This window comes from Streptomyces sp. NPDC059850 (assembly GCF_042731515.1).
GTDB lineage: Bacteria > Actinomycetota > Actinomycetes > Streptomycetales > Streptomycetaceae > Streptomyces.
In genome coordinates, this window is record NZ_JBHWJI010000028.1 from 18,743 (window position 1) to 38,159 (window position 19,417).

The window sequence follows — 19,417 nt, forward strand, 5'->3', positions numbered from 1 at the left end:
AAAACGGAAACCGGTTACTGCGGCCAAGTGGCCAGAGCTTCCGCCCAGTCCGGAAACAGAGTCAAGGGTCCGGGCGCACTTTCGAAAGGATCGGTCGCCCCGGCGGCGTACGGCCTGCCGATTGACCCGCCTCCCCGTCAGATCTACGTTAGAAGACGCTTTCTGGCAGTGTTTCTACAAGAGTGTTTCTACGAGAGTGTTTCCCCGGCGTATCAGGAGAGTCATGCCCAGTGCCCAGCCGCCGAGAGCCGTGTTCGCCATGGACCCGGTGCACCTGCCCCTGCTCTTCCCGCCGCCGCTCATGGACCGGCTCCGGCAGGTGGCCGAGATCGACACCGCGCTCGTCGTACGGGACCTCACCGACCCCGCCGCCGCCCCCGCGCTGGCCCGGGCCGAGGTACTGATCACCGGCTGGGGCTGCCCCCGCCTCGACGCCTCCGCCCTCGCCGCGGCGCCCGAGCTGCGCACCGTCCTGCACGCTGCGGGCTCCGTGCGCTCACTGATCGGCGACGCCCTGTGGGACGGCGGAATCACCGTCTCCAGCGCGGTCACCGGCAACGCCCTGCCGGTCGCGGAATACACCCTCGCCATGATCCTGCTCGCGGGCAAGGACGCCCTGGCCCACCGTGAACGCTTCCGGGACACCCACACCTTTCCCACCCCCACCGAGACCTCGGCCACCGGGAACCTCGGCCGCCGGGTCGGCGTCATCGGCGCCTCACGCGTCGGCCGCCGACTGCTGGAGCTGCTGCGGCCGTTCGACTTCGCCGTCTCGCTGTACGACCCCTACGTGGACGCCGCCGAGGCCACGGCGCTCGGCGCCGAACCGCTGCCGCTGGAAGACCTGCTGCGCAGCAGCGACATCGTGAGCCTGCACGCCCCCGACATCCCCGAGACCCACCGGATGCTGGACCGTAAGCGGCTCGCCCTCATCAGGGACGGCGGCGTGCTGGTCAACACCTCCCGGGGCGCGCTGGTCGACACCCGGGCCCTCACGGACGAGCTGGTCACGGGCCGCCTGAGCGCGGTGCTGGACGTCACCGACCCCGAACCGCTGCCCGCCGGTTCCCCGCTGTACACACTCCCCAACGTCTTCCTCACCCCGCACATCGCCGGTTCGCTCGGCAACGAGCTGGCCCGCCTCGGCCGCGTCGTCGCCGAGGAGCTGGAACGCATGGCGGCGGGGCTGCCGTTGGCTCACGAGGTGCGCCATGCGGACCTGGCGCGCGTCGCCTGAGGACCGCCCCGGCGGCCCGCCGCCGCGGAGTAACGATGGGATACGGTTTCCGCACCGGCGCAAGCCACGGGACCTGGCCCGGCCGGCGAGGAAGTCGCTACGGTGAAGGAGCCGCTACGGTGAGCGAGCGCAAGGCGTCGGACGGCGCCGGACGGGCCACCATTCGCGACGTGGCGGAGCGCGCGGGTGTCTCCGTCGCCAGCGTCTCGCGCGTCCTGTCCGGCAACTATCCGGTGTCGGACGAGCTGCGCCGCCGGGTGATGAAGGTCGTACGGGACCTGGACTACGTCACCAACGCCCACGCCCGCTCACTGGCCGGCGGCGGCACGCCCACCGTGGCCATCCTCATCAACAACATCACCGGTGCCGCCTTCGCCCACGTGGCCAAGGGAGTCGAGGGCGCGGCCACGCTGCGCGGCTGGCTCTCGCTGGTCGGCACCACCGGAGACGACCCCGAGCGGGAACTCGCGCTGGTGAACCTCATGCGCCAGCAGGGCGTCGCCGCGGTGGTCCTGCTCGGCGGCGCGTACGACGTCGACGAGTACCAGCTGAGGATGGCCCGCTTCGCCCGCTCCCTCGACGCGGCCGGATCGCGCCTCGTCCTGGTCGGCAGGCCGCCGCTGGAGGGCGACGTGGCGGCCACCACGGTCGACTACGACAACGAGGGCGGCGCCTACGCCATGGCCAGCCACCTGCTGTCCGCCGGGCACCGCCGGGTCCTCGTGCTGCCGGGCCACGCCGAACTCACCACGGCCCAGGGCCGGTTGAGGGGCGCCCAGCGGGCCTTCGAGGCGTACGGCGTCCCGTTCGACCCGGGCATGGTGCTCCACGGCCCGTACGACTACGGCCACGGGTACGAGGCGGTCGAGGAGGGCCTGCGCCGCGCGCTGGACTTCACGGCGGTGCTGGCGGGGACCGACGTGGTCGCCGCGGGCGCCATGCAGGCGCTGCGCGCCGCCGGGCTGAGGGTCCCCGAGGACGTCTCGATCGTCGGCTACGACGACATTCCGCTGGCCTCTCAGCTCACTCCGCAGCTGACGACCGTTCATGTGCCGTACGAGGAGATGGGGCGGGCCGCGCTGCGCGCGGTGGCCGACCGGCGCGAGGGTGGCGGTGGCCGCCGTGCGGGCGGTGACGGCGACCATCTGGTGCTGGGCACCCATGTCGTCGTACGGAACTCCGTCCAGCCGCCGGCCCGCCGTTCCTGACCACCGCCCCCCCCGCGCACCACTGTCGTAAACGGTTTCTGCAACTCATCGCGTCCCGCCTCTTGTCGAGTCCAGGCCAACCGGCCTACCGTCCACAGCAACCGGTTACTACCGCTTTCGCTTGTCCGGCCTCCGCCTGCCGCGCCTGGCCGCCACCGACCCGCCGTCCTCGCGTTCCGGTAACGCCAACAGTCAAAGGATCACGGTCAGATGAACTTCACCCTGCCCCGGAGAAGGTTTTCCCGCGCCGCCGTCGCGGGTCTCGCGCTGACAGGTCTGCTCTCCGCCTGCGGCGGATCCGGCTCCGGGGATCCTGGGTCTTCCGGGGACTCGGGCCCGGTCACCCTCCCCTACTGGGGCTGGGCCAATGGCCATGAGGCCGTCGTCAAGGCGTTCAACGCGAGCCACCGGGACATCAAGCTCGAATACACCAAGGTCACCGACCAGCTGACGATGCAGAAGCAACTGGCCAACGCCGTGAAGGCGGGCAAGGCCCCCTGCCTGGTCCAGAACACCGCCGAATACGTGACCACCCTCGTCTCGCAGGGTGCGCTCGCCGACATCACCCGGTACGTCCGCTCCGCGAAGGACACGTTCAACGCCGGTGCGTGGGCGGGGGCCGGGGTGCAGGGCAAGGTCTACGGCGTTCCCACCAGCTCCGCGCCCGCCTTCACCATCCTCCGCACCGACATCTTCCGGAAGCACGGCCTGAAGCCGCCCGCGACCTGGGACGACTTCATCGCCGCCGGAAAGGTGCTGAAGAAGCACGGCATCCACATCACCAACTACGCGGGCGAGGACCCGAGCACGCTCGAAATCCTCGCGATGCAGGCTGGGGCGCACTGGTACGCCATCGACGGCAACGCCTGGCGGGTGAACTTCCAGGACCCCGGCACCCTCAAGGCCGCGAAGGTGATCCAGCGGATCATCGACAACGATCTGAACTCCACGCTCTCCTTCGCCGACTACGCGGCCATCCAGCGCAACTACGACAACGGCCGCACCGCCACCCGGCACATCTCCACCTGGCAGATGGCCGGTATGGTCCAGAACTTCACCAAATCCAACGGCAAGTGGGCGCTGTCCCCGTGGCCCGCCTTCCCGGGCGAACCGGCCAAGACCCCGGCCGGGACCAACCAGAGCGGCGGGCTCACCCTGGTGACCGAGCAGTGCGCGCACCAGGAGCAGGCCGCGGCCGCGGCGCTGTGGATGTCCACCGACAGCGGCGCCGTGTCCACCATGGCGAGTCCGGAGACCGGCAACGGCGTCATGCCCGCGCTGGCCGACAGCGCGGCGTACGTCGAGAAGCCGCTCTCCGCCAAGCTGCTCGGGGACCACTACGAACCGGGCAAGAAGGTGGTCACCGACAGCCTGAACACCGTCACCACCGACTGGACCTTCGGTCCCAACTGGACCGCGATGTTCACCGAACTGCAGTCCGGCTGGGCCAAGGTCCTGAACAAGCGGCAGAAGGTCACCGATCTGCTGGCCCATATGCAGACATGGACGGTGGCAGACCTGAAGTCCCGCGGCATCAGCGTCAAGAACTGAGGGCCCGCATGATCCGCTCCCAGCGCTGGAAGGGGGCCGCGTTCACGCTGCCCTTCCAGCTCGGCTTCGTCTTCCTCTACCTCGTCCCGATCGGCTACGCGGTCCACCAGTCCCTGTTCCGGGAGCAGCGGTCCGGCCTCGGACTCGGCGGCGCCACGGTGACGTTCGCCGGACTGGACAACTACCGGCACGGCCTGACCGACCCGGCGTTCATGGCCTCCGTCCTGCGGGTGGTCCTGTTCGCCTGTGTCCAGATCCCGGTGATGCTCGCCATCAGCCTGCTGCTCGCCCTGTGCCTGGACGCGCTCACCTCGCGGGCGGCCGCCCGGTTCCGGATGCTGCTGCTGATCCCGTACATGATCCCCGGGGTGGTGGCCGCCATCGTATGGATCAACCTCTACAGCCCCGATGTCGGCCCGCTGACCGCACTCGGCAGGTTCTTCGGGCTCTCCTGGAACTTCTTCGCGCCCTCGATGGTCTGGCCGTCCATCGGCAACCTGCTGACCTGGCACGGCATCGGCTACAACATGGTGATCATCTACGCGGCACTCCAGACGGTGCCCCGCGAGCTGTTCGAGGCCGCGCGGCTGGACGGCGCCTCCGAGACGCGCATCGCGCTGAGCATCAAGGTCCCGCGGGTGCGCGGTGCACTGGTGCTGACCGGCATGCTCTCCATCATCCAGATGCTGCAGATCTTCAACGAGCCCGCGCTGTTCCGGAACGTCACGCCGCAGACGGTCAGCGACAGCTTCACCCCGATCATGATCGTCTACAATCAGGCGTTCAACGCGGGCGACTACCACTACGCCGCGGCGCTGTCGGTGCTGCTCGCCCTCGTCCTCGGTGCGGCCTCCTTCCTCTTCTACCGGCTGACCTCGAAGGAGACCGACTGATGGTGATGACGGAATCCGCCTCGGAGTCCGCGCCGGAACAACCCGCCACCGAGCGGCCCGGGGTGCGCACGGTACGGCGGCTCGCCCGCCCCGACCGCGCCGCGCGCGGGCGGGGCGGCCAGCGCTTCCTGCTGCTCGGCCTGATCCTGGCCGGGGCGTACAGCCTCTTCCCGGTGTGGTGGCTGATCGTCGCCGCCACCAAGGACCGGACCGGGCTGTACCAGACCAGCGGTCTGTGGTTCTCCGGCATGCACCTGTGGGACAACCTGCACCAGCTGGTCACCTACGACCACGGCATCTTCCTGCGCTGGACCGCCAACTCGTTCCTGTACGCCGGGGTGGGTTCGCTCGGCGGCACCCTCATCGCGCTCGCCACCGGATACGGCCTCGCCCGCTTCGACTTCCCCGGGCGCGGCGTGGTGTTCGCCTGCGTCGTGGGATCCTTCCTGATCCCGATCGCCCTGCTCACCCTCCCGCTGTATCTGATGTTCTCGTCCATCGGGCTGGTCGACACCCCGTGGGCCATGCTCATCCCGTGCCTGATCAACCCGTTCAGCGTGTACCTGGCCAAGGTCTACACCGAGTCCACGGTCCCCTTCGAACTCCTGGAAGCCGCCCGCCTGGACGGCGCCGGGGAACTGCGGATCTTCTTCAGCATCGTGCTGCGGATGATGGCCACCGGCGGCGCCACCGTGTTCCTGCTCGCCTTCGTCAACACCTGGAACGCCTTCTTCCTGCCCCTCACCGTGTTGCGCGGCGAGGAGAACTGGACCCTCAACCTGGGCCTGTACAACTGGACCGGCAAACGGCTGGAGTCGGGCATCGACCTGACCAGCCTCGTCCTGACCGGCGCACTGCTGTCGATCGTGCCGCTGGCCGTCATGATGACCGCGATGCGCCGCTACTGGCGTACCGGTGTCACCCTGGGCGCCCTCAAGTGACCGTGGCGCTCCGCAACGCCTAGGATCGCCCGGTGACCGCCGCGAACCAGCAGACCGGGAAGAGTGAGGCGTCGCCGGGCGAGACGCGTGCGGGCGCGGCCCGGAGCGCCACCGTCAAGGACGTGGCGACGCTCGCCGGGGTCTCCCCGAAGACCGTGTCGAACGTCATCAACGGGTTCGTGCATGTGTCGCCCGCGACCCGGGAGCGGGTTCAGCGGGCCATCCGGCAGCTCGGCTACCGGCCCAACCGGGCCGCCCGCAATCTGCGCCGCGGCAGCACCGGCATGATCGCGCTGGTCCTGCCCGAGCTGGACGTCCCGTACTTCGCCGAACTGGGGCGCCACTTCCTCACCACGGCCGAGGCACACGGCCGCACCCTGCTCATCGAGCAGACCCTCGGCGACCGCGACCGCGAGGCGTCCGTCATCCACGGTCTCGGCGAGCGCATCGTGGACGGCCTGGTGGTCAGCCCGCTCGCCCTGCACGGCAGCGCGCTCGCGGGCCACCTCGGCGCCGTGCCGCTCGTGCTCATCGGCGAACGGCCCAGCGGCGGGCTCACCGACCATGTGGTGATCGACAACGTGGCAGCCGCCCGGGAGGCGGTGACCCATCTGATCCGTGGCGGCCGCCGCCGGATCGCCGCCGTCGGCCCGCAGCCCGAGCCGTACATCGGCACGCCGCTGCTGCGCAGGACCGGCTACCGCCAGGCGCTGGAGGCGGCCGGACTGCCGCTGGACCCCCGGCTGGAGCACGAAACCCCCCGCTACCACCTGCGCGAGGGCGCGCGGGCGATGGACGCGCTGCTGGACGGGGCCGAACCACCGGACGCCGTGTTCTGCTTCAACGACGCGCTGGCCCTCGGCGCGCTGCGCACCCTGTACGAGCGGGGGCTGCGGGTCCCGCAGGACGTGGCCGTGATGGGGTTCGACGACATCGAGGCCACCCGCTACAGCACGCCCAGCCTGAGCACCGTCGCCCCGGACAAGGGCGCCATCGCCCGGCACGCCGTCAGCCTGCTGCTGGAGCGGATCGACGCGCCGGGCAGACCGCCCCGGGAGGTGGTCGTCGGGCACACGCTGCGCGCCCGCGAGTCCACCGAGTCCACCGAGTTCACCGAGTTCACTGAGTTCACCGAGTTCACCGAGGGCGGCTCCTGACCGTCACTGTCCTCCCAGGCCCGTGGTGGCCACCGACTTCACGATGCGGCGCTGGAAGAGCATGAAGACGATGAGCAGCGGGAGGGAGCCGAGGACCGAGGCGGCCGACTCCTGCGCGTTCCGGAGCCCGGTGGAGTCCTTTACGGTGGACAGCCCCACCGGCAGCGTCATCAGCTGGGGATCGCTGGTGCTGATGAACGGCCAGAGGAAGTTGTTCCAGGTGTTGATGAAGACGAAGATGGCCACCGCCGCCAGGATCGGCCGGGACAGCGGCAGCACCACGTTCCAGAACACCCGGAAGCTGCCCGCCCCGTCGATCCGGGCCGCCTCCTCCAGCTCACGCGGGATGCCGTCGAAGAACTTCTTCAGGATGAACACCATCGCGGGCGCCACCACTTGCGGCAGGATCACCGCCGCGTAGGTGTCGACCAGGTTCATGGCGAGCATCTGCCGGAACAGCGGCACGATCAGGATCTGCGGCGGCACCATGATCGAGGCGACGATGACGGCGAAGAGCACCCGGCGGCCGCGGAAGAGGGTGCGCGAGAAGGCGTACGCGGCCATCGCCGACACCGCCACGGTGAGCGCGGTGACGCACACGGCGACCACGACGCTGTTCACCGCCCACACCGGAAGGTTGCCCTGCCCGAAGATGGTCCGGTAGGCGTCGAGGGTGAAGCCCGCGTCGGGCAGCCAGTCGACGCCCGACGCGCTCGCGTCGACCTCCGACTTGAACGACGTGTCCACGCCCCAGCCGAACGGCACCAGCCAGACCACCGCCATCAGCGCCAGCGCCAGCAGCGTCAGCACACGGGGGAGGGGGCCCGTCCCGAGGGTGGGGTGCCAGGCGCGGTCGCCGCCGGGGCGGCGCCGCCGGGCTACCTCGCGGGGCATGGTCGAGCGCGGTTTTCTCCGCGTACGGGGTGAGAGTGTCCCGGGGGCCATGGGGTGATCAGTCCTCCCTGCGCGAGAAGATCTTCAGTTGGGCGAGCGAGAGGATGATGATGACCGCGAAGAACACGTACGAGATCGCCGAGGCGTAGCCCAGCCGGTAGTTGGTGAAGCCGGTGTCGTAGATGTACTCCAGGATCGGCCGGGTGGCCCCGTCGGGACCGCCCTTGGTGAGCAGGTAGATCTGGTCGAACACCTTGAGTGACGCCATCACCTGCAACACCGCGATCATCACGGTGATCCGGCGCAGCTGCGGCAGCGTCACCGACCACAGCCTGCGCCACGCCCCGGCGCCGTCGAGCGCGGCCGCCTCGTAGAGGTGGTCGGGGATGGCCTGCAGCGCGGCCAGGTAGAGCAGGAAGTTGAAGCCCACCGTCCACCACAGGGTCACCAGCGCGATGGACCACATCGCGTACTTCTCGTCCGTCAGCCAGCCGACCCCCTCGATGCCGACCACGTCCAGCAGGCCGTTGAGCATGCCGCGATCCGGCTGGAACACCATGTTCCAGATCTGGTAGACCACCGCGACCGGCAGCAGATGCGAGGCGAAGAAGGACAGCCGCCACAGCCACTGCCCCGGCAGCCCCGTGTACACCAGCAGGGCCATCACGAGGGCGACGAGCACGAGGGGGACGGTGGACAGGACGGTGAACCAGACCGTGTTGCCGAGGGTCTGCCACACCTGGCCGTCGCCGAGCGCCTCGGTGTAGTTGTCCAGGCCGGTGAAGCTGCTGCCACCGGCTCCGGTGAGGCTCGCGTCGGTGAAGCTCATCCACAGGCCGATGCCGAGCGGCACGGCGAGGAAGAGCCCGAAGAACACCAGGAAGGGGGTGGCGAAGAGCCAGCCGGTGGCGCCCGGAGGGCGTGGCGTCATGACGATGCTCCTTTCCGTTGCGTTTCCCTCGCCATCAGGCCGGATTCGGCTGGGCCAGCAGGGTGTTGATCTGGGAGACCATCGTGCGGACCGCCTTCGCCGGGGACGAGCCGCCGATCGCGGGGTCGAGTGCCTGGGACATCCGCGTCTGGAAGTCCGAGCCGGAGCCCGCGAACCACACCGGAGGGTCGAGCGCGAGCTGCTGCGCGGCGGCCGCGTACTCGGACTGCGGACGCAGCTTGGCGTACGCGGCGGACGAGACCGCCGGGGTGTACGCCGGGATATGACCGGCCGCCGCCCACCGCAACCCGGACTTGACCAGCCCGGCGACGAACTGGTGGGTGCGCCGACGGCGCTCCGGATCGGGGTTGTCCTGGTGCGGAAGCACCAGCGCGTGGCTGTCGGCCGCGCCCGCCGGGCGGTCGTAGAAGGTGGGGATGGGGGCGCCGCCCAGCCGGTCCTTCAGGGTCGACTGGTAGGTGGCCATGTCCCACTCGCCCGAGAAGATCATCGGTGACCGGCCGCCCGCGAAGGCGGCGATCGCCGTCTGCACGTTCATGGTGCGGCTGTCGCGTGCCAGGTCGGCCATGAAGCGCACCACTTCGACGGCGGTGTCCTCGTCGATCTGGGCCCGCTCGCCACTGAGGTCGAAGGTGGCGCCGGTCTGGCAGAACAGCGTCCAGAACATCCGCCAGCTCATCGCCGGGTCATTGGAGTGGCCGAAGACGGGCCCGAGCTTGCCACCGTCCTTGCGGAGCTTGTCCATCAGCTCCAGGGCGTGCCGTGGCGATTCGAAGGGCACGAGCCGCCCTTCGCCGGTCAGCAGGCCCGCCTTGTCGAGGACGTCCCGGTCGAAGAAGACCACGAAGGGGTGGGTGTCCAGCGGGATGGCGTACGGAGTCCCCTCGTACAGGCTCCGCTTGACGAGCGTGCTGTTGAGGTCGTCCCGCCGCAGGCCGAACTCGGCCAGCAGGTCCATGTCCCACGGGTCGAGCAGACCGCCGGGGGCGTAGCCCGCCAGCCGGGTGAGGTGCATGATGGCCACGTCGGGCGAGCGGCCACCGGCCGAGGCCATCGCGAGCTTGGTGTAATACGGCGGGCCCCACTCCAGCACCGTCGTCCTGACCTTGAGACCCGCTGTGCGCTTCTCTACGTCGCGCGTCAGCTGCTTCATCAGCGCGCCGTCCGGGCCGGTGAACAGGTTCCAGTAATTGATCTCGTCCGGGCTCGCCACGCTTCCGGCGATCGAACCGCAGCCGGTGAGCGCGGACCCGGTGGCGGCGGCGCCCGCGCCGTACAGCGCCCCGCGCAGCAGACCGCGCCGTGAGGGGCCGGTCACTGTCCCTCCTCGAAGGCGGCGGGGCGCACTTGGGCCGCACGCACCCGCGCCACGTCCAGCTTGGGCCCGCGGTCGAAGCGGTAGACGCCGTTCTGTTCCTGGAACACATCAGTGAGCTGGGTGTAGCAGTAGCCGAACATCCGGGGGTCGTCCAGCAGCGCCGCCGTCAGCCCGGCGAAGCGCTCGTGGAACTCCTCCTCGCTCCGTGGCCGTTCCCCGTAACCCCAGGACACATCGCGGTCGTCCCCAGCGGCCGCGGCCTCCTCCGGATTCCACCAGATGCCGCCGAACTCGCTGCAGAAGTACGGCTGGCCACGGTACGGCAGCGACCACACCGCGTCGGTGTCCCGCTTCCCGGGATTGCCCGCGCGGTCCGGATTGATGTACGGATCGTCCTTGTCAAGACCCGCCATCTGGTGGCGGAACGCCTCCGGGTCCTGCTCGTAGCTGTGCGAGTCGTAGACGTCGGTCTCGGCCACGCGATGGGAGTAGCCGGAGGCGTCCAGCACCGGGCGGGAGGTGTCGGTGGCCTTGGTGGCCAGGAACATGGCCCGGGTGACGTCGTCCAGGACGGTCTGCCGGTCGTGGAGTTCCTGGTGGGTCTCGTTGAGCGGACACCAGCCGACGATCGACGGATGGGAGTAGTCCCGCTCCACGGCCTCCAGCCACTGGGCGACGAAACCGGCGGTCGGACGCTGGTTGTCCCCGGTGGTACGCCCCTGGCTCGCCCCCCAGTCGCCGAACTCGCCCCACACCAGATAGCCCAGCCGGTCCGCGTGGTACAGGAACCGCTCCTCGAACACCTTCTGGTGCAGCCGGGCCCCGTTGAACCCGGCGGCCAGCGACAGTTCGATGTCGCGGACGAGGGCCGCGTCGTCCGGGGCGGTCATCAGCCCGTCCGGGTACCAGCCCTGGTCGAGGACGAGCCGCTGGAAGACGGGACGGCCGTTGAGCAGCAGCCGCTTGCCGTCGATGGCCACAGAACGCAGCCCGGCGGTGCACTCGGCGCGGTCGACGGCCCGGCCGTCGGCGTCCCGCAGCTCGATCCGTATCCGGTACAGATGCGGGTCCTCCGGCGACCACGGCCTGACGTCGTCCTCGGGCAGCGTGAGCACCAGCCGTGGCGCCAGGTCCAGGTCGGCGCGCACGGTCGCCTCGGCCACCGTGGTGTCGTCCGCGTCGCGCGCCGTGGCCGTGACCCGGTGGCCGGGACGGTTGGCGCTGAGCGGCAGTTCGAGGTGGAACGCGCCGGAGCCGAGGTCGGGGGTGATCCGGGGCCTGCGCAGATGGACATCGGGCACCGGCTCCATCCACACCGTCTGCCAGATGCCGGTGGTGCGGGTGTAGTGGCAGTCGCTGTTGGCGTAGTCGGTGGCTTGCTTGCCGCGCGCCTGCGGCCCGTGGCGGGCGTCCCGCGCCCGTACGACGATCGTCACCTTGGACTCGCCGCCCCCGGCCGCGCCCGCCACATCGCCGAGGTCGGCGGTGAAGGAGGTGAACCCGCCGCTGTGCCGGGCCACTTCGCGCCCGTCGGCCCACACCGTGGCGTCGTGGTCGACCGCCCCGAAGTGCAGCAGCACCCGCCGCCCGGCCCAGGACGCGGGGACCCGGACGGTGCGCCGGTACCAGACGGCGGGGTGGAAGTCGGTGTCCCCGATCCCCGACAGTTCGGACTCCGGGCAGAACGGGACGAGGATCCGCCCGCTCAACTCCGCGTGCGCCAAGCCTCGTTCGAGGCCGCTGTCCCCGGGGTCGAACGCGAACTGCCAGGTGCCGTTGAGGTTCCGCCAGTCCCGGCGGATGAAACCGGGACGCGGGTATTCGGGTCGTGGAACATCGTTCGGGATATCGGGCGGAGCGGTGGCGGCGCTGGGCATGGTCAACTCCGGGGCGCGGAAGTGCGGTTCAGCGGGCAGGGGTATGCCATCACCCGCTTACATCGTTGTAAAGAGCTGGTGCAGCGCGGGTTTCCGGGTCTGGTGAGGTTCATGGACACGCGGTACGCGCCGTCGCAGACTGGCCCCAGGCTCCAGGAGTCACCCCGTACACGGCTTCAGGAGCCACCCCGCACACGTCCCGGGGTGCGCCCCGGCCGACCCGCTGGAGACATCGTGGCCGTGCAGATCTGTTCGTTGATCGTCGCTGAACCGCAGGTGATCCAGCCCGGCGGCTACCGCGTGGTGCGGTTCCCCTTCGGTTCCGCCGAGTCCTACGACGCGCGGGGGATGCATCAAGTGGCCCAGCCCGACGGCTATACGATCCGCAACTGGCGTACCGATGACCGCGCGGGGCTGATCTGGCCCTCGGCCGACGGATGGGGCGCGCTGACGGCGATGGTCCAGTGGGAGGCCGGGGGCTACAGCGAATTACGCGACCGGTTCGTACGGGATCCGCTCGGGCTGTCGACGGGTGCGGACTCGACCGCCACCGATCACCGTCCCCCGAGCCGCGGCATGCAGTGCTTCACCAAGCACCATGAGATCTTCGTGCATCCGGGGACACCGCTGGCGCTGATGGTCTCTCACAACAGCCGCTCTCCGGTGAGGCTGGTGCTCGCCGAGTTCAAGCTCGCCATCCATCAGGTCTGAGCGGTCGGATCTCGCCCCTGATGCCTCCGATGGCCGCCCGTACGGGCGGAGTGTCATGTCGGCAATGTAGCCAACAAAATCGTTGACAATCTTGTTGGCCTAGATTTACCTTCGACACGCACTCACTCAGGGAGAGCACGATGCCGAAGGAAGCCCGTCCAGGCACCGGAGAACAGGCCAAGCAGCACGCGCTGACGCAGCTGAGGGAGGCGATCCTGCGCGGCGACATGGCGCCCGCCCAGCGGCTGGTGGAGAACGAACTCGCCGAGCAGTTCGGGGTGACCCGGGCCAGCATCCGCGCGGCCCTGATCGACCTGGCGTCCGAGGGGCTCGTGGAACGGATCCGCAACCGCGGATCGCGGGTGCGGGTGGTGACCGTCGAGGAGGCGGTGGCCATCACCGAGTGCCGCATGGTCCTCGAAGGGCTGTGCGCGGCCAAGGCGGCCGCCGAGGCCAGTGAGGAGCAGCTGACCGAGCTGGCCGACCTGGGCACGGCGATGTCCAAGGCGGTCGCCGACGGCGAACCGATGACGTACTCCCGACTCAACCACGAGCTGCACGCCCGCATCAGGGAGATCTCCGGCCAGCAGGTGGCCGTGGAACTGCTGGAGCGGCTCAACGCGCAGCTGGTGCGCCACCGTTTCCAGCTCGCCCTGCGGCCGGGGCGTCCCCAGCAGTCCCTGAGCGAGCATCTGGCCATGATCGAAGCGATCAGGGCCCGGGACCCACGGGCGGCCGAGGCGGCCGTCCGTACCCACCTCGCGGGTGTGATCGACGCGTTGCGCGAATGACGCGTCGCGCGCATGGCGCGGCAGGGGTGGAGGGTCGACGACCCGTCCATCAAGGAGAGTTCGGCTATGACGCACGGCAAGGCGCCCACCGCCACCCGCTCGACGCTGGTGATCAGCGCGCACGCCGGTGACTTCGTGTGGCGGGCGGGCGGTGCCATCGCCCTGGCGGCCTCCCGGGGGGAGAAGGTCACCATCGTGTGCCTGTCCTACGGAGAGCGCGGCGAGTCCGCCGCGGCGTGGCGGGAGGGCAAGTCGCTGGAGGAGATCAAACGGATACGGCGCGGCGAGGCCGAGCAGGCGGCCACGGCCCTGGGCGCCGACATCCGCTTCCTGGACGCTGGCGACTACCCCCTGCTGGCCACCCCGGAGCTGACGGACCAGCTGGTCCACCACTACCGCGACACCCGCCCCGATGTGGTGCTCACCCACCCCCTGGCCGACCCGTACAACGGTGACCATCCGGCGGCGGCCCGCATGGCGCTGGACGCGAGGGTGCTGGCCCAGGCGATCGGCTACCCCGCCCCCGGCGACGTACTGGGCGCGCCGCCGGTGTTCTTCTTCGAACCGCACCAGCCCGAGATGTGCGACTTCACCCCGCAGGTCCTGCTGGACATCACCGACGTGTTCGCCACCAAGCGCACGGCGATGGAATGCCTTCCGGCGCAAACACACTTGTGGGACTACTACACCGGCCTCGCGGGGCGGCGCGGGGTCCAGCTCGCGCGCAACGCCGGTCCCAACCTCGGCCTGCCACGGACGGTGTACGCCGAGGCCTATATGCGCCCCTACCCGCAGGTCACGGGGGAGCTGGCATGAGCGGCGTCATCGTCACCAGCCCGCCGCGCGCCCGCGCCGAGGACGTCCGGGCCCTGCTCGGACACGGAGTGGCCACGGTCCACGAGGCGATGGGCCGCACCGGAAGCCTCGGCCCCGGGCTGCGGCCGATCCAGCAGGACACCCGCATCGCGGGCACGGCGGTGACCGTGCTGTGCTGGCCCGGCGACAACCTCATGATCCACGCGGCGGTCGAGCAGTGCGCCGAGGGCGACATCCTGGTCGTCACCACCACCTCCCCGTCCACGGACGGCATGTTCGGCGAACTGTTCGCCACCGCCCTGCGCTACCGGGGCGTGCGCGGTCTGGTCATCGACGCCGGGGTGCGCGACACCGCCGAACTGCGCGCCATGGGCTTTCCCGTGTGGTCGGCGGCCGTGTGCGCGCAGGGCACCGTCAAGGCCACGGCCGGATCCGTCAATGTGCCGGTGGTGCTGGGCGGGCAGTGTGTCCGCCCCGGCGATGTGGTCCTCGCCGACGACGACGGGGTGCTGTGCGTGCCCCGCGAGCGGACCGGCGAGGCCGTCCGGGCGGCCGAGGCGCGCACCGCGAAGGAGGCGGCGGCCCGGGCCGCGTTCGCCGAGGGCGGGCTCGGCCTGGACCGCTACGGGTTGCGCGAAACCCTCGTACGCCTCGGGGTTCGGTACGAATCGTACGAGGAACACGTCCGCAACGGGACCGTCCGGTGAGCGCACCTCAGGGTGTGCGCTGCATGCTGATGCGCGGCGGCACCTCCAAGGGCGCGTACTTCCTGGCCGAGGATCTGCCCGACGCCCCGGCAGACCGCGACGACCTGCTGCTGCGCGTCATGGGCAGCCCCGACCCCCGGCAGATCGACGGCCTGGGCGGCGCGCATCCGCTCACCAGCAAGGTCGCGGTCGTGTCCGCCTCCGCCAGCCCGGACACCGACGTCGACTATCTGTTCCTCCAGATCGGCGTGGACCGGGCCGATGTGTCCGACCGGCAGAACTGCGGCAACCTTCTGGCCGGAGTGGGCCCGTTCGCCGTCGAACGCGGCCTGACCGCGCCCGGGGACGGGCGGACGGCGGTGCGCGTCCGGATGCTCAACAGCGGTGACCACGCCACCGCCACCTTCCCCACCCCGGGCGGGCGCGTGGCCTACGAGGGATCGACGGAGATCTCCGGCGTCCCGGGGACGGCCGCGCCGGTGGCCATCGAGTTCCAGCGGCGCGAGAGACCGCTGCTGCCCACCGGCCGCGCCCGCGACACCGTCGCCGACACGCCCGTCACCTGCGTGGACGTCACCTGCGTGGACAACGGAATGCCGACCGTGCTGATCGCCGCGTCCGCCCTCCAGGTCACCGGCCGCGAGGCCCCGGAGGAGCTGGAGGCCGACCCGCACCTCGCCACCCGCCTCCAGGGGATCCGGCGGGCGGCCGGGCGGCTGATGGGCCTGGGCGACACCAGTGGCACCACCGTGCCCAAGCTCAGTCTGCTCTCCCCGCCCGCACACGGCGGCACCGTCATGACCCGCACCTTCGTCCCCGTCCGCTGCCATACGGCCATCGGCGTGCTGGGCGCCGCGAGCGTCGCCGCCGGGCTGCGCGTCCCCGGAAACATCGGCGAGGACATCGCCCGGCTCCCGGCGGCGGGGGAGTGGCTGCGCATCGAACACCCCACGGGATTCCTGGACATCGACACCGTTGTTGATGGCGCGTCGCCCGTGGCGCTCCGTACGGCGGCCGTCCGTACCGCGCGCAAGCTCTTCGACGGCACGGTCTTCCCCCGCCCCGTCTGAACCACCCCTCACCTCAAAGGAGTTGCCGATGGCCCCGCCGCTCGGGGACATCGCCCACCTCGGGCATGTCGAACTGCTCACCCCCGACCCGGACCGCAGCCTGTGGTTCTTCACCACCATCCTCGGCCTGACCGAGAACGGCCGCTCCGGCGACTCGGTGTACTTGCGGACCTGGGACGACTACGAACACCACAGCCTCACCCTCACCGCACACCGGACTTCCGGCATCCGCCGCACCGCGCTGCGCGTGTCCGGCGACGAGGCCCTGCGGCGCCGGGTGGAGGCGCTGGAGAGGGCCGGACACGACGGCCACTGGGCCGAGGACGAACCGGGCATCGGCCCGCTCTACGTCACCCATGACCCCGACGGCCATGAACTCGCCCTGTACTGGGAGAGCGAGTGGTACGAGGCACCGCCCGAGCTGGCGCCAGGACTGAAGAACCAGCCGCAGGCCAAACCCGCCCACGGCGTGGGCGTCCGCCGCCTCGACCACGTCAACTTCCTCGCCGCCGACGTCGAACCCAACGCGGTCTTCACCCGCGACCTCCTGGGCGCCCGCCCCACCGAGCAGATCGTCCTCGACACCGGACGGCTCGCCGCCCAGTGGCTGACCTTCACCAACAAGTCGTACGACCTCGTCTACACCGAGGACTGGTCCGGCTCCCACGCCCGGCTGCACCACATCGCGTTCGCCACCGACACCCGCGAGGACATCCTGCGCGCCGCCGATCTGTGCCTGGACAACGGTGTCCACATCGAGACCGGCCCGCACAAGCACGCCATCCAGCAGACGTTCTTCCTCTACGTCTACGAGCCGGGCGGCAACCGTATCGAGCTGTGCAACCCGCTCACCCGCCTCGTCCTGGCCCCCGACTGGCCGCTGATCACCTGGACCCAGGCCGAGCGCGCCAAAGGCCAGGCCTGGGGTCTGAAGACCATCGAGTCCTTCCACACCCACGGCACACCGCCCGTCGACTGACCCTCCCCCCCCCATCCCTTCGAGGGGCCTCCAGGACGAGAGGAAACCCCCATGTCCCCGACAACCGTCCCCGCCGGAACACGCGGCATACGACTGGCCGCCGTGGTCGTCGGCCTGTGCTGGATGGTCGTCCTCTTCGACGGCCTCGATCTGTTCATCTACGGCGCCGTGCTGCCCGGCATGCTCGACGACCCGGACCTCGGACTCACCCCCGGCCGGGCCGGTGACCTCGGCAGCTACGCCACGTTCGGCATGCTGCTCGGCGCCCTGTCGGCGGGCACGCTCACCGACCGGGCCGGGCGGAAGAAGGTGATCATCGGGTGCACCGTGGTGTTCTCGCTCGCCTCGGCCCTGTGCGCGGCCGCCCCCACCCTGGAAGTGTTCGGGCTGGCCCGGTTCATCGCCGGACTCGGCCTCGGCGGGCTGCTGCCCACCACCATCACGCTCGTCGCCGAATACGCCCCGCGCGGCCGGTCCAACCTCATGATCGGACTGCTGATGACCGCCCATCAGGCGGGCGGCATTCTCGCCGCCTGTCTGGGGCTGTGGGTGGTGGAGCCGTTCGGCTGGCGCTCTGCCTTCTGGATCGGGGTGGCGCCGCTCGTCATCGCCGTGCCACTGGTGGCGAAGTTCCTGCCCGAATCCCTCGGTTTCCTCATCGTCCGGGGCCGCACCGACGAGGCGCGCCGCCTCGCCCGCCACTACGAGGTCGAACTGCCCGCCACCACCCACGCCTCCACCACCCACGCCTCCATGGCCCCGCCCGACCGCTGGGGCGCCCTGGCCGCGCTCTTCCGCGACGGCCGCTGGCAGCGGACCGTGCTCTTCTGGTGCGCCTCCTTCGGCGGGCTCCTCCTGGTCTACGGCGTCAGCACCTGGCTGCCCACGATGATGCGTGGCCAGGGCTATGAACTCGGCTCCGCGCTGTCCTTCCTCATCGTCGTCAACCTCGGTGGCATCGTGGGCATGCTGCTGGCCGGGCGCACCGCCGACCGCTTCGGCGCCGCCCGCGTCGCGGCCATCTGGTTCGGGTGCACCGCCCTCGGCATCTATCTGCTGGGTGTCCACATGCCCCTGGCGCTCACCTACGCCGTCGTCTTCCTGACCGGTCTGTGGCTCTTCAGCGCCCAGACCATGGTGTACGCGACAGTGGCCGGGCGCTCCACCACCGAGAACCGGGCCACCGCGATCGGCTGGACGTCCGGGATGGGCCGCTTCGGCGCCGTCTTCGGCCCGTGGCTCGGTGGCCGTCTCGTCGATGGCGACGTGGAGGGCTGGGGCTTCACCGTGTTCGCCGTCACCGCGCTGTGCGCCACCGTCCTGATGGTCATGAGCGGCCTTGTCCGGACCGACGCATAACGGTGCGTCAGGCTCGGCGCATCTCCAGCACCACCTTGCCCCACGGGTGGCCGGACTCGACCTCGCGCAGCGCCGCTTCGGCCTCCTCGAAGGGGAAGACCCTGGTCACCCGTGGGTCCAGCCGTCCCGCCACCACCCGGCGGGCCAGCTCGGTGAGGGTTTGTGGCGAGCTGTTACGGGTCAGCGGCCGGGCGCCGAACCGTGCCGCCGTACCCGGGTCGGCCACCGTCAGCACCCGGCAGCGCGGTGGGATCAGCGCCGCGACACCATCCAGCGCCGCGCCGCCCACCAGGTCCAGCACCGCGTCGGGGGCCTCGGGCAGAGCCGCCTTCAGCTCCTCGCCGAAGTGGCCGCTGTCGTAGGGGACGGAGGTGGCGCCCAGCGAGGTGACGAACTCCCGCTTGGCCTCGGCCGAGGTGCCGACGACGGCCACCCCGGCCTCGCGCGCGATCTGCGCCGCCGCGACCCCGACACCGCCCCCGATGCCCAGGATCAGCAGGGACTGGCCGGGCGTCGGACCGAGCAGGCGCACCGCGTCATAGCCGGTCCCCGCCGCCACGGGCAGCGCCGCGGCATCGGTGAACGAGATCCCGTCGGGCTTCGGCGCCGTCCGGTCCGCGGTCAGGACGGCGAAGCGTGCGTAGCCGCCGCAGCCCGCCGCGCTGCTGCCGAACACCGGGTCGCCGACGGCGAAGCCGGTGACGCCCTCGCCGACCCGCTCGACCACCCCCGCCGCCTCCCGGCCGAGAACGGCCGGGAGGTCCAGGGGGAGGAAGTCGCGGTGCATACCGGCACGGACCTTCCAGTCCACCGGGTTGACGCCCGCCGCGTACACCGCGATCAGCAGCTCACCGGGGCCGGGCACGGGTGTCGGCGGATCGAGGAAGGCCTGCGTCTCCGGTCCGCCGTACCGGGTGAATCCGTAAGCGTCGGGCACGGTGTGTCTCCCCGCGTCG

General features: G+C 70.6%; 18 protein-coding genes. 13 read left to right on the forward strand and 5 right to left on the reverse strand.

Translation table 11 applies throughout. The features are described 5' to 3' along the window. The first annotated feature begins 223 nt into the window (after nucleotides 1–223). The 6 genes from ACFV9T_RS23220 (at nucleotide 224) to ACFV9T_RS23245 (ending at nucleotide 6,987) form a co-directional block, all read left to right on the forward strand. Nucleotides 224–1,237, forward strand: coding sequence for a hydroxyacid dehydrogenase (locus tag ACFV9T_RS23220; protein ID WP_385443375.1), 1,014 nt, complete (start codon nucleotides 224–226; stop codon nucleotides 1,235–1,237). A 119-nt stretch (nucleotides 1,238–1,356) separates the two neighbouring features. Next, nucleotides 1,357–2,445: a LacI family DNA-binding transcriptional regulator gene (locus ACFV9T_RS23225; RefSeq protein WP_385443377.1), complete on the forward strand. Its 1,089-nt coding sequence runs from the start codon at nucleotides 1,357–1,359 to the stop codon at nucleotides 2,443–2,445. Nucleotides 2,446–2,655: 210 nt separating this feature from the next. Then, nucleotides 2,656–3,996: an ABC transporter substrate-binding protein gene (locus ACFV9T_RS23230; RefSeq protein ID WP_385443380.1), complete on the forward strand. Its 1,341-nt coding sequence runs from the start codon at nucleotides 2,656–2,658 to the stop codon at nucleotides 3,994–3,996. An 8-nt stretch (nucleotides 3,997–4,004) separates the two neighbouring features. Then, a complete protein-coding gene (locus ACFV9T_RS23235) occupies nucleotides 4,005–4,889 on the forward strand; it encodes a carbohydrate ABC transporter permease (protein WP_385443382.1) in 885 nt (294 codons plus the stop codon). Next, nucleotides 4,889–5,830 (forward strand): carbohydrate ABC transporter permease, encoded by a 942-nt coding sequence (locus ACFV9T_RS23240; RefSeq protein ID WP_385443384.1) that lies wholly within the window; start codon nucleotides 4,889–4,891, stop codon nucleotides 5,828–5,830. Before ACFV9T_RS23235 ends, ACFV9T_RS23240 begins: the two co-directional genes overlap by 1 nt. A 32-nt stretch (nucleotides 5,831–5,862) precedes the next feature. After that, a complete protein-coding gene (locus ACFV9T_RS23245) occupies nucleotides 5,863–6,987 on the forward strand; it encodes a LacI family DNA-binding transcriptional regulator (RefSeq protein ID WP_385443386.1) in 1,125 nt (374 codons plus the stop codon). A 3-nt stretch (nucleotides 6,988–6,990) separates the two neighbouring features. On the opposite strand, the gene ACFV9T_RS23250 is transcribed toward ACFV9T_RS23245, so the two are convergent. Genes ACFV9T_RS23250 through ACFV9T_RS23265 form a run of 4 tightly spaced genes read right to left on the reverse strand, consistent with a single transcriptional unit; the run spans nucleotide 6,991 to nucleotide 12,028 of the window. Beyond that, on the reverse strand, nucleotides 6,991–7,881 hold the full coding sequence (locus ACFV9T_RS23250) for a carbohydrate ABC transporter permease (RefSeq protein WP_385443388.1): 891 nt from the start codon (nucleotides 7,879–7,881) through the stop codon (nucleotides 6,991–6,993). Nucleotides 7,882–7,939: 58 nt separating this feature from the next. Continuing rightward, complete coding sequence (locus tag ACFV9T_RS23255; RefSeq protein WP_385443390.1) at nucleotides 7,940–8,812, reverse strand: carbohydrate ABC transporter permease; 873 nt, start codon at nucleotides 8,810–8,812, stop codon at nucleotides 7,940–7,942. 34 nt (nucleotides 8,813–8,846) lie between these two features. Further along, a complete protein-coding gene (locus ACFV9T_RS23260) occupies nucleotides 8,847–10,151 on the reverse strand; it encodes an extracellular solute-binding protein (RefSeq protein WP_385443393.1) in 1,305 nt (434 codons plus the stop codon). After that, a complete protein-coding gene (locus ACFV9T_RS23265) occupies nucleotides 10,148–12,028 on the reverse strand; it encodes a glycoside hydrolase family 2 protein (protein WP_385443395.1) in 1,881 nt (626 codons plus the stop codon). Before ACFV9T_RS23265 ends, ACFV9T_RS23260 begins: the two co-directional genes overlap by 4 nt. A 234-nt stretch (nucleotides 12,029–12,262) precedes the next feature. Between ACFV9T_RS23265 and ACFV9T_RS23270 the strand changes: the two genes are divergently transcribed. The 7 genes from ACFV9T_RS23270 (at nucleotide 12,263) to ACFV9T_RS23300 (ending at nucleotide 18,461) form a co-directional block, all read left to right on the forward strand. Beyond that, nucleotides 12,263–12,739: a hypothetical protein gene (locus tag ACFV9T_RS23270; protein ID WP_385443398.1), complete on the forward strand. Its 477-nt coding sequence runs from the start codon at nucleotides 12,263–12,265 to the stop codon at nucleotides 12,737–12,739. A gap of 140 nt (nucleotides 12,740–12,879) precedes the next feature. Next, nucleotides 12,880–13,530 (forward strand): GntR family transcriptional regulator, encoded by a 651-nt coding sequence (locus ACFV9T_RS23275; RefSeq protein WP_385443400.1) that lies wholly within the window; start codon nucleotides 12,880–12,882, stop codon nucleotides 13,528–13,530. Nucleotides 13,531–13,596: 66 nt separating this feature from the next. Further along, the gene (locus ACFV9T_RS23280) at nucleotides 13,597–14,346 is read left to right on the forward strand and encodes a PIG-L deacetylase family protein (RefSeq protein ID WP_385443402.1); all 750 of its coding nucleotides are present in this window, start codon (nucleotides 13,597–13,599) and stop codon (nucleotides 14,344–14,346) included. Next, the gene (locus tag ACFV9T_RS23285; RefSeq protein WP_385443404.1) at nucleotides 14,343–15,053 is read left to right on the forward strand and encodes a 4-carboxy-4-hydroxy-2-oxoadipate aldolase/oxaloacetate decarboxylase; all 711 of its coding nucleotides are present in this window, start codon (nucleotides 14,343–14,345) and stop codon (nucleotides 15,051–15,053) included. Before ACFV9T_RS23280 ends, ACFV9T_RS23285 begins: the two co-directional genes overlap by 4 nt. A gap of 23 nt (nucleotides 15,054–15,076) precedes the next feature. Next, the gene (locus tag ACFV9T_RS23290) at nucleotides 15,077–16,123 is read left to right on the forward strand and encodes a 4-oxalomesaconate tautomerase (protein ID WP_385443543.1); all 1,047 of its coding nucleotides are present in this window, start codon (nucleotides 15,077–15,079) and stop codon (nucleotides 16,121–16,123) included. A 28-nt stretch (nucleotides 16,124–16,151) separates the two neighbouring features. Next, nucleotides 16,152–17,102, forward strand: a complete 951-nt coding sequence (locus ACFV9T_RS23295) for a catechol 2,3-dioxygenase (RefSeq protein WP_385443407.1) — start codon at nucleotides 16,152–16,154, stop codon at nucleotides 17,100–17,102. A gap of 51 nt (nucleotides 17,103–17,153) precedes the next feature. Continuing rightward, on the forward strand, nucleotides 17,154–18,461 hold the full coding sequence (locus ACFV9T_RS23300; RefSeq protein WP_385443410.1) for an MFS transporter: 1,308 nt from the start codon (nucleotides 17,154–17,156) through the stop codon (nucleotides 18,459–18,461). Nucleotides 18,462–18,468: 7 nt separating this feature from the next. Here the strand turns inward: ACFV9T_RS23300 and ACFV9T_RS23305 are convergent, their stop codons facing one another. Then, nucleotides 18,469–19,398, reverse strand: a complete 930-nt coding sequence (locus ACFV9T_RS23305) for an NADP-dependent oxidoreductase (RefSeq protein ID WP_385443412.1) — start codon at nucleotides 19,396–19,398, stop codon at nucleotides 18,469–18,471. Nucleotides 19,399–19,417 lie beyond the last annotated feature (19 nt).